General features: G+C 74.0%; 13 protein-coding genes. 5 read left to right on the plus strand and 8 right to left on the minus strand.

Annotation, left to right across the window (positions count from 1 at the left end; translation table 11 throughout):
* Window positions 1-32: 32 nt before the first annotated feature.
* From ACWCXC_RS09415 to sigE, 3 genes are all read right to left on the minus strand, one after another.
* Window positions 33-1,820, minus strand: coding sequence for a S1C family serine protease (locus ACWCXC_RS09415; RefSeq protein ID WP_450887741.1), 1,788 nt, complete (start codon window positions 1,818-1,820; stop codon window positions 33-35).
* A 125-nt stretch (window positions 1,821-1,945) separates the two neighbouring features.
* Entirely contained in the window at window positions 1,946-2,911 is a 966-nt protein-coding gene (locus tag ACWCXC_RS09420; protein ID WP_450887743.1) for a zf-HC2 domain-containing protein, read from the minus strand.
* On the minus strand, window positions 2,908-3,669 hold the full coding sequence (gene sigE, locus ACWCXC_RS09425) for an RNA polymerase sigma factor SigE (RefSeq protein ID WP_450685717.1): 762 nt from the start codon (window positions 3,667-3,669) through the stop codon (window positions 2,908-2,910). Before sigE ends, ACWCXC_RS09420 begins: the two co-directional genes overlap by 4 nt.
* Window positions 3,670-3,849: 180 nt before the next feature.
* On the opposite strand from sigE, the gene ACWCXC_RS09430 reads away from it, so the two are divergent.
* Window positions 3,850-4,515 carry an O-methyltransferase gene (locus tag ACWCXC_RS09430; protein WP_450685718.1) on the plus strand — a complete coding sequence of 222 codons (666 nt, stop codon included), beginning with the start codon at window positions 3,850-3,852 and terminating at the stop codon, window positions 4,513-4,515.
* Between the two features lie 94 nt (window positions 4,516-4,609).
* Here ACWCXC_RS09430 and ACWCXC_RS09435 read toward each other — a convergent pair whose 3' ends face one another.
* Window positions 4,610-4,777, minus strand: coding sequence for a DUF3117 domain-containing protein (locus tag ACWCXC_RS09435; RefSeq protein WP_003966491.1), 168 nt, complete (start codon window positions 4,775-4,777; stop codon window positions 4,610-4,612).
* Window positions 4,778-5,103: 326 nt separating this feature from the next.
* Between ACWCXC_RS09435 and chcB the strand changes: the two genes are divergently transcribed.
* Window positions 5,104-5,919: a 2-cyclohexenylcarbonyl CoA isomerase gene (gene chcB / locus ACWCXC_RS09440; RefSeq protein ID WP_450685719.1), complete on the plus strand. Its 816-nt coding sequence runs from the start codon at window positions 5,104-5,106 to the stop codon at window positions 5,917-5,919.
* Here chcB and ACWCXC_RS09445 read toward each other — a convergent pair.
* Window positions 5,916-6,512 (minus strand): DNA-3-methyladenine glycosylase I, encoded by a 597-nt coding sequence (locus ACWCXC_RS09445; RefSeq protein WP_450887746.1) that lies wholly within the window; start codon window positions 6,510-6,512, stop codon window positions 5,916-5,918. The genes chcB and ACWCXC_RS09445 overlap by 4 nt on opposite strands.
* Window positions 6,509-6,931 (minus strand): hypothetical protein, encoded by a 423-nt coding sequence (locus ACWCXC_RS09450; RefSeq protein ID WP_450887748.1) that lies wholly within the window; start codon window positions 6,929-6,931, stop codon window positions 6,509-6,511. Before ACWCXC_RS09450 ends, ACWCXC_RS09445 begins: the two co-directional genes overlap by 4 nt.
* 119 nt (window positions 6,932-7,050) lie before the next feature.
* Here ACWCXC_RS09450 and folP point away from each other — a divergent pair, with 119 nt between their 5' ends.
* The gene (gene folP, locus ACWCXC_RS09455; RefSeq protein WP_450685722.1) at window positions 7,051-7,923 is read left to right on the plus strand and encodes a dihydropteroate synthase; all 873 of its coding nucleotides are present in this window, start codon (window positions 7,051-7,053) and stop codon (window positions 7,921-7,923) included.
* Window positions 7,924-7,983: 60 nt separating this feature from the next.
* Here folP and ACWCXC_RS09460 read toward each other — a convergent pair whose 3' ends face one another.
* Complete coding sequence (locus tag ACWCXC_RS09460; RefSeq protein ID WP_450685723.1) at window positions 7,984-8,769, minus strand: LOG family protein; 786 nt, start codon at window positions 8,767-8,769, stop codon at window positions 7,984-7,986.
* A 97-nt stretch (window positions 8,770-8,866) separates the two neighbouring features.
* Entirely contained in the window at window positions 8,867-9,946 is a 1,080-nt protein-coding gene (gene dapE / locus ACWCXC_RS09465; RefSeq protein ID WP_450685724.1) for a succinyl-diaminopimelate desuccinylase, read from the minus strand.
* A gap of 97 nt (window positions 9,947-10,043) precedes the next feature.
* On the opposite strand from dapE, the gene ACWCXC_RS09470 reads away from it, so the two are divergent.
* Together ACWCXC_RS09470 and ACWCXC_RS09475 are read left to right on the plus strand one after the other, a co-directional pair.
* Window positions 10,044-10,997, plus strand: coding sequence for a hypothetical protein (locus ACWCXC_RS09470; RefSeq protein WP_450685725.1), 954 nt, complete (start codon window positions 10,044-10,046; stop codon window positions 10,995-10,997).
* A 416-nt stretch (window positions 10,998-11,413) separates the two neighbouring features.
* Window positions 11,414-11,800 carry an ATP-binding protein gene (locus ACWCXC_RS09475; RefSeq protein ID WP_450685726.1) on the plus strand — a complete coding sequence of 129 codons (387 nt, stop codon included), beginning with the start codon at window positions 11,414-11,416 and terminating at the stop codon, window positions 11,798-11,800.
* The last annotated feature ends 41 nt before the right edge of the window (window positions 11,801-11,841 follow it).

The raw sequence follows: 11,841 nt of genomic DNA on the forward strand, positions 1-11,841 counted from the left end.
GAAACTGTCCGCGCGGTAGCTCCACGTGGCCGTCACGCGCCGGTGGCCGAGCCGAGTGTCACCGTCATGGACAGGTCTTTGCCTCCGCGCGTCAGCGTGAGCTTCAGCCGGTCACCCGGACGGTGGGAGCGGATCTTCACGATCAGCTCCTCCCCGCTGTGCACGCGCTTTCCGTCCACGGCGGTGATGACGTCGCCCGGCCGGATGCCGGCCTCGGCCCCGGGTCCGCCCTCGGTCACGGACGACTTGCCGTCCGCGCCCTTGGGCCCGACCTTGGCGCCGTCGCCGGTGTACTTCATGTCGAGCGTCACACCGATGACCGGGTGGGTGGCCCGTCCGGTGTTGATGAGTTCCTCGGCGACCCGCTTGCCCTGGTTGATCGGGATGGCGAAGCCGAGGCCGATGGAACCGGCCTGGCCGCCCTCGGTCGCGGAGCCGCTGTCGGCGGCGCGGATGGCGCTGTTGATGCCGATGACGTGGGCGTGGGTGTCCACCAGCGGGCCGCCGGAGTTGCCCGGGTTGATCGGGGCGTCGGTCTGGAGCGCGTCGACGTAGCTGATGTCGCTGCCGTCGCCCTTCTCGCCGCCGGCGGTGATCGGCCGGTCCTTGGCGCTGATGATGCCGGAGGTGACGGTGTTGGACAGGTCGAACGGGGCGCCGATCGCCACCACCGGGTCACCGACCCGGACGTTGTCGGAGTTGCCCAGGGGCAGCGGCTTCAGCCCGGAGACGCCGTCGACCTTGACGACGGCCAGGTCGTAGCCGCTGTCCTTGCCGACGATCTCGGCCTCGGCGGTCTCGCCGCCGCTGAACGTCACGGTGATCCGGCCGGACGAACCGGCGGGGGCGACCACGTGGTTGTTGGTGAGGATGTGGCCCCGGTCGTCGAGGACGAAGCCGGTGCCCGTGCCCGATTCGCCGCTGCCGCTGACGTGCAGGGTGACGACGCTGGGCAGGGCGCTGGCCGCGATACCGGCGACGCTGTCGGGGGCACGGCCGCCCGCGTCGGCGTCGTCCTGGGGCAGTTCGATCCGGGTGAAGCCGCCGTTGCGCTCGATGTAGGCGCCTATGCCGCCGCCTATGCCGCCCGCCACCAGGGCCAGGAGCAGGGCGCCGACGAGCACCGTGCCGCGCCCGCGCCGCCGGGGGGCGCGGTCGCCGCCGGGCGGCGGGCCCGGCGGCGCGAGCAGCGGCTGCCTGGGCGCGCCCCAGGGGTCGTACTGGCCCCACTGCGGCGACGGTCCCTGCCCGCCGGCCTGCGGGTGCGGCGATACGGGGCCGGGCTGGGGGTGCGGCGGGGGCGTGGTGCCGTACGGGGGTGTGGCGCCGGGCGGCATCGCCATCCCCGCGCCGTTGGTCCCCGCGTAGGGCGGGGGCACCGGTGTGCCGTGCGCCGGGGTGGGCCGCTGCACCGGGGGCGCGGGGGCCCAGGGGCCGGGGCCGCCGTAGGGCGGGGTGCTGTACTGGTCCGGCTCGTGCAGTGGCTGCGGGGCCTGCGGCACGGGGGCCGGTGCGGGCGCGGGAGCCTGCGCCGGGAGCTCGACGGGCGGCGCGGCGGACTGCGGAGCGGCGGGGGCGTCGGGGGCCTGGGCGTCGCCGGGGGATGCCTTCCGGAGGTCCGCCCCGGGGGCCGGTGCCACAGCGGCCTCGGGCGCGGCGGGCACCGCGTCGCGCGGGGCGCCGGGCTCCACGGGGGTGTCCACCGGGGGCACCGCGTCCTCGACGGACGACGGGTCCTGAGGCGCCGTGCGCGTGCCGTGCCCCGCCGAGGGCCGGCTCCACCACTTCGCCCTGGGCTCGGTGGTCTTCCCGTCGTCCATGCTCTCCCCGCAACTGCCGCGAACCGGCCTCTGCACGCCCCCTGCGGAGCGCCCCTCCGGAAATCCTGCCGGAATTCAACCAGGTTTACGGGTGGCCTGCGCGGCCCCGTACGGCGGAACCGGTGTCAGCGACGGGGCGCGAGCGGGAGTCCGTGGTCGGTGGAGGCCGGGAGCCCGGCGGCGGACGTGGGCGTACGCGACGGTTCGGACGAGGGCGAGGCCGGCAGCCCACGGCCCAGGGCAGCGGCGAACAAGGGGTTCGTCCCGTCGGGGCGTATCGGCGAGGGCGCGGACACGGTCGTCTGCACGGGCAGCGCGAAGGGTCCGCGACCGAACGCGGCACCGGCCGGGGAGGGCGCCGCGGAGAAGGCCAGCGGGGCGGCGTTCATCGCGAGGGCGGCGCGGCGGTCGCCGGTGCCCAGGCTGTGGCCGCCGCCTCGGCGGCTGACGGTGCCGCTCTGGGCGCGGGCGTCCGCGTTGAGCGGGGCCACGCTGCGGCCCGCCGCGCCGCCGCGCGCGGTGGTGTCCGAACCGGACGAGCCGGTCGGCAGCGCTCCGCCGAGCGCGATGGCGGCCAGGGACACGGCGCTGGCCGCCGCGAAGGCGAACCGGCGTCCCCGCCACGGCGAGCGGTCGGCCTCGCGGCCGACCTCGTGGATGCGGAAGCCCGCCCCGGCCTCGGCGGCGGGCAGCACCGCGGTCGAGCCGTGCAGGGTCGGGAGGTAGCCGAAACCGTCAGCGGGGCCGGAGGACTCGCCCCGCCCGGCGGAGGGCCTGGCGACGGGGAAGACGCCCGCGCCGAAGCGCCCGGGGCCTCCCAGGGGTCTTCCCGGGCCGTCGGGGTCACTCCCCGGTCCGCCGGGAAGGCCCTGGAGGCGGGCGAGGAAGCCCTCCGAGGGGGAGGGCGGGGCGGACTGTGCGAAGACACTCTTCAGGCGTCGCTGGGCGTCCGCCTCGGCCTTGCACTTGCCGCAGGTCGCGAGATGGGCGAGCACCCGCTCGCGGGCGTCGTGCTTCAGCTCCCCGTCGACCAGCGCGGCGAGGCGGTCCCCCAGGTGGTGTTCCGCAGGGGTCGGACCTGTGCCACTCACGCCGATCCGACCTCCCCCGTCACCACGGCTCCGGCCAGCGAGCGCTGCTCGGCACGGGCCTCGGGCGAGCGGTGGCGCAGCGCCTTGCGCAGGTGCGAGCGCCCGCGGTGGATCCGGCTGCGCACGGTGCCGAGCTTCACGCCGAGGGTCGCGGCGATCTCCTCGTACGAGAGTCCCTCGATGTCGCAGAGCACGACGGCGGCGCGGAACTCGGGCGCGAGGGTGTCCAGCGCCTGCTGGACGTCGGCGTCGAAGTGGGTGTCGTTGAAGACCTGCTGCGGGGAGGGCTCGCGGCTCGGCAGCCGCTCGGCGGCGTCGTCGCCCAAGGAGTCGAAGCGGATGCGCTGCTTGCGGCGCACCATGTCCAGGAAGAGGTTGGTCGTGATGCGGTGCAGCCAGCCCTCGAAGGTCCCGGGGGTGTACGTCGACAGCGAGCGGAACACCCGGACGAAGACCTCCTGGGTGAGGTCCTCGGCGTCGTGCTGGTTGCCCGTCAGACGGTAGGCGAGGCGGTAGACCCGGCCGCTGTGCGTGCTGACGATCTCTTCCCATGTGGGCGGCGTCCACGCCTGGGATTCCGCATCCGAGGCGAAGGTCGCGGTCGTCGCGGAGTCGTTGGAAGAACGGTCAGCAATGTTGGTCACGGATTTCGGCTCGCCGGCCGACCTGAGAAAGCGCCGCAGCACTCCTCCCCGATCCACAGGCGCAGCCGCACCTCCCCTATCGGCTCTGGTGGTGTCCAGTGGAGCCCCTACCATAGCCACCTCGCCCGTTAGCTCCGGATAAGCCTTTTTTCCTGCTGGGGCCGGGAATCTCCCCGGGACCTCGTCGCCGCTCCCGGGCCCGATCCGCGGGCCCGGTCCACACGCTTTCCCCCGCTCCCTCTCTAACGCCCGGTCCCATCTGCGGGTTCCCGGGAGCAGCGGATACAGTCACCGTTGCGCCAACTATGGGGACAGGAGAGGGTCATTACCGCCAACCGGCAGACGAGCTGGGCGTTCGCCGACGCCTTTGTCGCCGAGGACGAGGCACTGCGCTGGGCCCGGGACCGGGCACGGGAGGCAGGGCTCCGCTCGGTGTCACCGGGCACCGGCGCGGCGTTGCGCCTTCTCGCTGCCTCGACGGACGCCAAGGCGGTGGCCGAGATCGGCACCGGGACGGGGGTGTCCGGCATCTATCTGCTGCACGGGATGCGGCCGGACGGGGTGCTGACGACGGTGGATCCCGAACCGGAGCGCCAGCAGTTCGCCCGGGAGGCGTTCCGGGCGGCGGGCTTCGCGGCCAACCGGGCCCGTTTCATCCCCGGCCGCGCCCTGGACGTCCTGCCCCGGCTGGCGGACGGCGGTTACGACCTCGTGTTCTGCGACGGCGACCGGCTGGAGAGCCTGGACTGCCTCGCTGAATCGTTGCGCCTGCTGCGGCCCGGCGGTCTGGTCTGCTTCGAAGGCGTCTTCGCGGACGGCCGAACGGTCGATTCCGCCGCCCAGCCGGCCGAGGTGCTGCGCCTGCGCGAGCTGCTGCGCACGGTCCGCGAGAGCCAGGAGCTGATGGCGACGCTGCTGCCGGTCGGCGACGGTCTGCTCTGCGCGGTCCGGCGCGGCTGATCGCCACCGGCCCCGGCCGGCCGCTCCCGCCCCCGGACGCACCGCTGCCCGGCACGGATGCCGTGCCGGGCAGTGGTGAAGTGTGGACGCGGTACTAGCCGACGACCTTCTTGAGGGCATCGCCGAGTGCATCGGCCTCGTCCGGCGTCAGCTCCACAACAAGCCGACCGCCGCCTTCGAGCGGAACGCGCATGACGATGCCCCGCCCCTCCTTTGTCACCTCGAGCGGGCCGTCGCCCGTCCGCGGCTTCATGGCCGCCATGCTCGTTCCCCTTCCTGAAACCAGCTCAATCGCAACCGGCGGCCCCATGACAGGCGCTGCCTCACCGGCATCGAACACATTGCTTCCAGGCCATTATCCCGCATCACCGGCCCCAATGACCAACATCGCTCTGCATCGCTTGCGCAACGCGCTCAGTCAAAACCACCCAATTCGGCGATCCGGCTGCGATACTCCGCCCTCTTCCCCCCACCTTCCGCCCACCATCGGAGCGGAAATGTTAGACGCAGCTCACATGTCGGCCTCCGCCGAAGTCGGCCATGCTTGCCTGGACACGCTTGGTGAACGAGACGCGAAGGGGGCCGCAGATGGCCGATCACGAGGACGCCGTGCTCTACGAGGTCAGCGACGGGCTGGCGACGGTCACGATCAACCGCCCCGACGCGATGAACGCCATGAACACGGCGGCCAAGGTGGCCCTGCGTGACGCGCTGCGGACGGCGGAGGCCGACACCGCCGTGCGGGCGGTCCTGCTCACCGCGGCCGGCGGGCGCGCCTTCTGCGTCGGCCAGGACCTCAAGGAGCACCTGGGCAAGCTGGCCGAGGCCCGGGAGACGGAGGGCGGCAACGCGCTCAGCACGGTGCGGGAGCACTACAACCCCATCGTGCGGGCGCTGACCGGCATGCGGAAGCCCGTCGTGGCCGGGATCAACGGGGCGGCGGCCGGCGCGGGCCTCGGCTTCGCGCTCGCCTGCGACTACCGGATCGCCGCCGACACCGCCTCGTTCAACACCTCGTTCGCCGGGGTCGCCCTCACGGCGGACTCAGGCGTCTCCTGGACGCTGCCCCGGCTGACAGGCCACAGCCGCGCCGCCGATCTGCTGCTCTTCCCGCGCTCGATCTCCGCCCAGGACGCCTACGACCTGGGCATCGTCAACCGCCTGGTCCCCGCCGCCGACCTCCTCGCCGAGGCGACCGCCGTGGCCCGCACCCTGGCCGCCGGCCCCACCGTGGCCTACGCCGCGCTCAAGGAGTCCCTGGCCTACGGCGCCTCCCACAGCCTGGACGAGGCCCTGGAGAAGGAGGACGAACTCCAGACCGCGGCGGGCGTCTCGGAGGACCACGCGATCGCGGTCCAGGCATTCCTCGACAAGGACCGGAACCCGAAGTACGTCGGCCGCTAGACCGCCGGCCCGCCCCCGCCCCGGGCCACGCACTCCGCGAGGTGGTCGTCGACCAAGCCGCAGGCCTGCATCAGGGCGTAGGCCGTGGTCGGGCCGATGAAGCGCAGTCCGCGCTTCTTGAGGTCCTTCGCCAGGGCCGTGGACTCCGGGGTGACGGCCGGCACGTCGCCGAGGGTGCGCGGGGCGGGGCGGGCCGCCGCGTCGGGGGCGTACGACCAGATCAGCTCGTCCAGCTCGCCCTCGGCCCAGCCGGCCAGCTCCCGGGCGTTGGCGAGGGTGGCGTCGATCTTGGCGCGGTTGCGGATGATGCCCTCGTCGGCCAGGAGCCGCTCCCGGTCGGTGTCGGTGAACTCGGCGACCTTCGGGATGCTGAACCCGGCGAAGGCGGAGCGGAAGCCCTCGCGGCGGCGCAGGATCGTCAGCCAGGACAGGCCGGACTGGAATGCCTCCAGGCAGAGCCGTTCGAACAGGGCGTCGTCGCCGTGGACCGGGCGGCCCCATTCGGTGTCGTGGTACGTGAGGTAGTCCTCGGTGGACAGGCCCCACGGGCAGCGCGGACGGCCGTCGGCCGCCGGTTCGGGCCCGCCGCTCATCGGCCGTCCTCCTCGTCGGACCCGGGCGCAGCCGGAGGCGCCGCGGGTCGCTCCGGGGCCTCCCAGGGGGCCGCGGGGCGTTCGTCCGTCTCCTTGAGGAGGTCGGGCCCGCCGGAGCGGACCGCCTGGGCGCCGGCGAGGGCCGACTCCAGCTCGGCGATCCGGGCGTCGCGCTCGGCCAGCTCGGCGCCGAGCCGGCTCAGCGCGTCGTCCACGTCCGCCATCCGGTAGCCGCGCGGGGCGACGGGCAGCCGGAGCGCCTCCACGTCCGCCCGGCCGACCGGGCGGCTCTCGGGCAGGGGGTCGGTCAGCAGTTCGGGCGCCACGTCCTGAAGAATGGCGCTCCTCCCTCCGCCGACCACCGCGAGCGTGACCGCGGCCACGACCACCACCATCGCGAGCAGCAAGAACCAGAACACGCGTATCTCCCCGGGAGCGGAATTCGTCCGGGTCCGATCGTGCCACGTGGGACCGACAGTTAGGGTCGCAGTCGGCCCTGGGGGCGATCGTCCGGGCGGATTCGAAGGAGAGACACGGGATGCGAAGCGGTGCGCTCAGGCTGGGGCGGCGCGAGTTCGGCGCGCACGAACCGGTGATCATGGCAATCGTCAACCGCACCCCCGACTCCTTCTACGACCAGGGCGCCACCTTCGACGACGAGCCCGCGCTGGAGCGGGTCGAGCGGGCGGTGGCCGACGGCGCCGCGATCATCGACATCGGCGGGGTGAAGGCCGGACCCGGCGAGGAGGTCACCGCCGAGGAGGAGGCCCGCCGCACGGTCGGTTTCGTCGCGGAGGTCCGCCGACGCCACCCGGACGTGGTGATCAGCGTCGACACCTGGCGCCACGACGTCGGCGCGGCCGTGTGCGAGGCGGGCGCGGATCTGCTGAACGACGCCTGGGGCGGGGTCGACCCGAAGCTCGCGGAGGTCGCGGCCCGGTACGGGGCGGGGCTGGTGTGCACCCACGCGGGCGGCGCCGAGCCGCGCACCCGGCCGCACCGGGCGGGGTACGCGGACGTGATGGAGGACATCCTGCGGGTCACCACGGGGCTCGCCGACCGGGCCGTGGCACTGGGCGTCCGGCCGGACGGGATCATGATCGACCCCGGTCACGACTTCGGGAAGAACACCCGGCACTCCCTGGAGGCCACCCGGCGGCTCGGCGAGATGGCGGAGACGGGGTGGCCGGTGCTGGTCTCGCTCTCCAACAAAGACTTCGTCGGCGAGACGCTGGACCGGCCGGTCAAGGAGCGGCTGCTCGGGACGCTGGCGACGACGGCGGTGTCCGCGTGGCTGGGGGCGCGGGTCTACCGGGTGCACGAGGTGGCCGAGACCCGCGAGGTGCTGGACATGGTGGCGTCCATCGCCGGTCACCGGGCGCCCGCCGTCGCCCGGCGCGGACTGGCGTAACGGCGACGGCGGGCGGGAACGGGGCGGGGCCGGTGGCTCCGCGCCGTCGCCGGGTCCGCGCTACCGGCCGACCTCCTTGGTCACCAGGTTGACGGCCTCGTCCACGTCGTCCGTGACGTGGAAGAGCAGCAGGTCCTTGTCCGACGCCTTGCCCTGGGCCACCACGGTGGTGCGGAGCCAGTCGACGAGCCCGCCCCAGTACTCCGTGCCGAACAGGACGATGGGGAAGCGGGTGACCTTGCCGGTCTGGACCAGGGTGAGCGCTTCGAAGAGTTCGTCGAGGGTGCCGAGGCCGCCGGGAAGCACGACGAAGCCCTGGGCATACTTGACAAACATCGTTTTCCGGACAAAGAAGTAACGGAAGTTCACCCCGATGTCGACGTGCGGGTTGAGCCCCGACTCGAAGGGCAGCTCGATGCCGAGGCCCACCGAGATGCCACCGGCCTCCCGGGCGCCCCGGTTGGCCGCCTCCATCGCACCGGGGCCGCCGCCGGTGATCACCGCGAAGCCCGCGTCGACCAGCGCCCGGCCGATGCGCACGCCCGCCTCGTACTCCGGGGTCCCCGCGGCGGTGCGCGCCGAGCCGAAGACGCTGATGGCGCTCGGCAGTTCCGCGAGCGCGCCGAAGCCCTCGACGAACTCCGACTGGATGCGCATCACCCGCCAGGGGTCGGTGTGCACCCACTCCGAATCGCCCTCGGAGTCCAGCAGCCGCTGATCGGTGGTGCCCGGCTGCACCTGGTCCCTGCGGCGCAGCACCGGGCCGAGTCGCTGTTCCTCCGGCCTGACCGCGCCCTCGGGGATCTCCGCACCTTCGGGGATCCGCGCATCCTCGGGGTTGCCCATGACCTGCTCCCTCCGCCGACGTCGGGGGCGTCCTGCGGCGCCCCGTCTCACGCCCAGCGTAGATCGCCGGAGGTTACGGACAGGGGAATGCCGTGGGTCAGCTGGTGAGCCAGGAGCGGAGCCGTTCCTCGCAGTGGACGATCCGGTCGGTCCGGACGTGCTCGTCGCGCTTGTGGGCGAGGATCGGGTCGCCGGGGCCGTAGTTCACCGCGGGGACGCCCAGCGAGCCGAAGCGCGCGACGTCCGTCCAGCCGAACTTGGGCCGGGCGGTGCCGCCGACGGCCTCCATGAACGCCTTGGCCGCCGGGTGCGAAAGGCCGGGCATGGCCGCACCCGAGTGGTCGTCGACGACGAACTCGGCGACGCCGCAGCCCTCGAAGACCTCGTGGACATGGGCCAGGGCCTGTTCCTCGGTGAGGTCGGGGGCGTAGCGGTAGTTCACGACGACGGTGCAGGCATCGGGGATGACGTTGGTGGCGACGCCGCCCTCGATGCGGACGGCGTTGAGGCCCTCGTGGTATTCGAGGCCGTCGATCACCGGCCGGCGCGGTTCGTACGCGGCCAGCCGGGCGAGCACGGGGGCGGCGGCGTGGACGGCGTTGGACCCCATCCAGCTGCGCGCGGAGTGGGCCCGCTCCCCCTCCAGCCGCAGGAAGACGCGCAGGGTGCCCTGGCAGCCGCCCTCGACCTCGGCGTCGGAGCCCTCCAGGAGGACGGCGAAGTCCGCCGCCAGCCAGTCGGGGTGGGCCTCGGCGATGTGGCCGAGGCCGTTGAGGTGGGCGGCGACCTCCTCGTTGTCGTAGAAGACGAAGGTGAGGTCCCGGTTGGGCTCGGGCACGGTCGCGGCGATCCTCAGCTGGACGGCGACGCCCGACTTCATGTCGGAGGTGCCGCAGCCCCAGAGCAGCCCGTCCGCGTCGAGCCGGGAGGGCACGTTGTCCGCGATCGGCACGGTGTCGATGTGGCCGGCCAGGACGACGCGTTCGGCGCGGCCCAGGTGGGTCCGGGCGACGATGTTGTTGCCGTGCCGGTCCACGGTGAGGTGTCCGAGGGTGCGCAGCGCCGACTCGATGGCGTCGGCGAGGTCCTTCTCCTCCCCGCTGACCGAGGGGAAGTCGACGAGCCGCGCGGTGAGCGCGGGTCCGTCCAGGGTGAGGTCAAGGGTGCTGTCGGCCATGGCCACGACCCTAATACCTTGACCGGGCCCCCTTCCCCGGGTACGCGGGGGGAACCGGGCCCCGGACAGCCACAGGCGGCTCGCGTACGGTGGCCCCGTGCCCCGGACCGTTGCTCCCGCCCGCCGACACACCGCCCGCAGCCGCCGTCTGCGCCTCACGGCGGCCTTCGCCGTGCTCGTCGCCGTGGCCGGCTATCTGACCGCGCAGTATCTGACCGGCGGCCGGGGCTCGGAGCAGTGCGCGGTGGAGTCGGCCGACGGTTCCCCGGGCGGCTCGCGGACGTACCGGCTGACGGCCGAGCAGGCGGCGAACGCCGCGACGATCTCCGCGGTGGGCACCACGCGCGGCATGCCGGAGCGGGCCGTGACGATCGCGCTGGCGACGGCGATGCAGGAGTCCGGGCTGCGCAACATCGAGCACGGCGACCGGGACTCGCTGGGCCTCTTCCAGCAGCGTCCCTCGCAGGGCTGGGGCACGGAGGCGCAGATCATGGACCCGGTGTACTCGGCCGGGAAGTTCTACGCGCATCTGGCGGAGGTGCCGGGCTATTCGCGGCTGCCGCTCACCGTCGCCGCGCAGCGCGTCCAGCGCAGCGGTTTCCCGCAGGCGTACGCGAAGCACGAGCCGGACGCCGCGCTACTGGCCGCCGCGCTGACCGGCCGCACGCCGGCCGCGCTGAACTGCGAGCCGCCGCGCAGCACGGCCGGGACCGGCCGTCCGGAGAAGCTGCGGAGCGCGCTCGTCCGCTCCTTCGGCAAGGGCGTCCTCCCGGAGGCGGCGGATGCGGCGGGCGGGGCAGCCGGGGCGAAGGCGGACCCGGCGGCGCTCTCCGTGCCGGTGGGCCGGGCCGACCGCCCGGCGAAGGGCGGCGCCCCGCAGCACGGCTGGGAGCTGGCGCACTGGGCGGTGGCGCAGTCCGAGGCGCTGGGCATCGACGAGGTGGCGTACGCGGGCCGGCAGTGGACGTCGGAGTCGGGCTGGCGGACGGAGCGCGCGGAGGGCGGCAAGGCGTCCGGCACCACGACGGTGCGGATGCGCCTCGTGCGGTAGGCACACGACCGTGCGGATGCGCCTCGTGCATCAGGCGCACAACGGGGCGGACGCGCCTCGTGCGGTAGGCCGGAAACCGGCAGGCACCCGGGGCGCGCGGACCCCCGATCCGCCCAGCGAACCCCCGTACGAGCTGTCGCCCGCCCGGGGGATCCGTCGTGTGCGCCGCCGGGGGCCGGGCGGTCGTGCGCCCGGCGTCTCGCGCAGCGGCTGTTTCCCTTGGGACGCATGGGAAGTGACGGTTCGGCACGGGGCTGCGGAATGCCGGGTCCGCCCGGGTTCCTCCGCTGTGGATTATGTGACGCGTTACTCAGTCTTTACCCGGGGGCACCGCAACCTCCCCCTGCCCCGGGGCGGTTGTCATGGCGTCCGGTCCACGGACAACACGACTTTCCCCTCCCCGTCGAAGGAGCATCATGTCTCTCCCCCTGACCCGCCGGATCGCCCGTACCGCGCTGCTGCTCGCGGCGGGTGCGGCCCCCGTGGTCGGTGCGGCCGGCGCCGCGAGCGCCGCGGAGCTGGCCCCGGAGCTCGGCGGCCTCACCAGCGTCGAGGGCGCCGGGCTCGGCCAGGCGGTGAACGGCGCGGCCGGCGACGTCGCCGGACCGGCCGGCGCCAAGGTCGTCGACACGGCGCTGCCGGTGGCGGGCAAGACCCTCGGCGAGGCCGGCAAGCAGGCCGCCCCGACTGCCGCGAGCGTCGGCAAGACCGTGCAGGGCGGGGCGGCGAACGCCCTCGGCGGCGCGGCCAAGGGCGGTTCGGGCGGCGGCCAGCTCATGGGCGGTCTGCCGATCGGCGGCTGACCCGCACCCGCGCGAAGGGCCCCGGGAGCGGTCGCTCCCGG

This window comes from Streptomyces sp. NPDC001515, assembly GCF_053597115.1.

Coding starts and splice junctions, on each gene's coding strand:
- ACWCXC_RS09415 (WP_450887741.1), bottom strand. CDS start 1,820: ATGGACGACGGGAAGACCACCGAGCCCAGGGCGAAGTGGTGGAGCCGG.
- sigE (WP_450685717.1), bottom strand. CDS start 3,669: ATGGTAGGGGCTCCACTGGACACCACCAGAGCCGATAGGGGAGGTGCG.
- ACWCXC_RS09435 (WP_003966491.1), bottom strand. CDS start 4,777: ATGGCGGCCATGAAGCCGCGGACGGGCGACGGCCCGCTCGAGGTGACA.
- chcB (WP_450685719.1), top strand. CDS start 5,104: ATGGCCGATCACGAGGACGCCGTGCTCTACGAGGTCAGCGACGGGCTG.
- ACWCXC_RS09445 (WP_450887746.1), bottom strand. CDS start 6,512: ATGAGCGGCGGGCCCGAACCGGCGGCCGACGGCCGTCCGCGCTGCCCG.
- folP (WP_450685722.1), top strand. CDS start 7,051: ATGCGAAGCGGTGCGCTCAGGCTGGGGCGGCGCGAGTTCGGCGCGCAC.
- ACWCXC_RS09460 (WP_450685723.1), bottom strand. CDS start 8,769: ATGGGCAACCCCGAGGATGCGCGGATCCCCGAAGGTGCGGAGATCCCC.
- dapE (WP_450685724.1), bottom strand. CDS start 9,946: ATGGCCGACAGCACCCTTGACCTCACCCTGGACGGACCCGCGCTCACC.
- ACWCXC_RS09475 (WP_450685726.1), top strand. CDS start 11,414: ATGTCTCTCCCCCTGACCCGCCGGATCGCCCGTACCGCGCTGCTGCTC.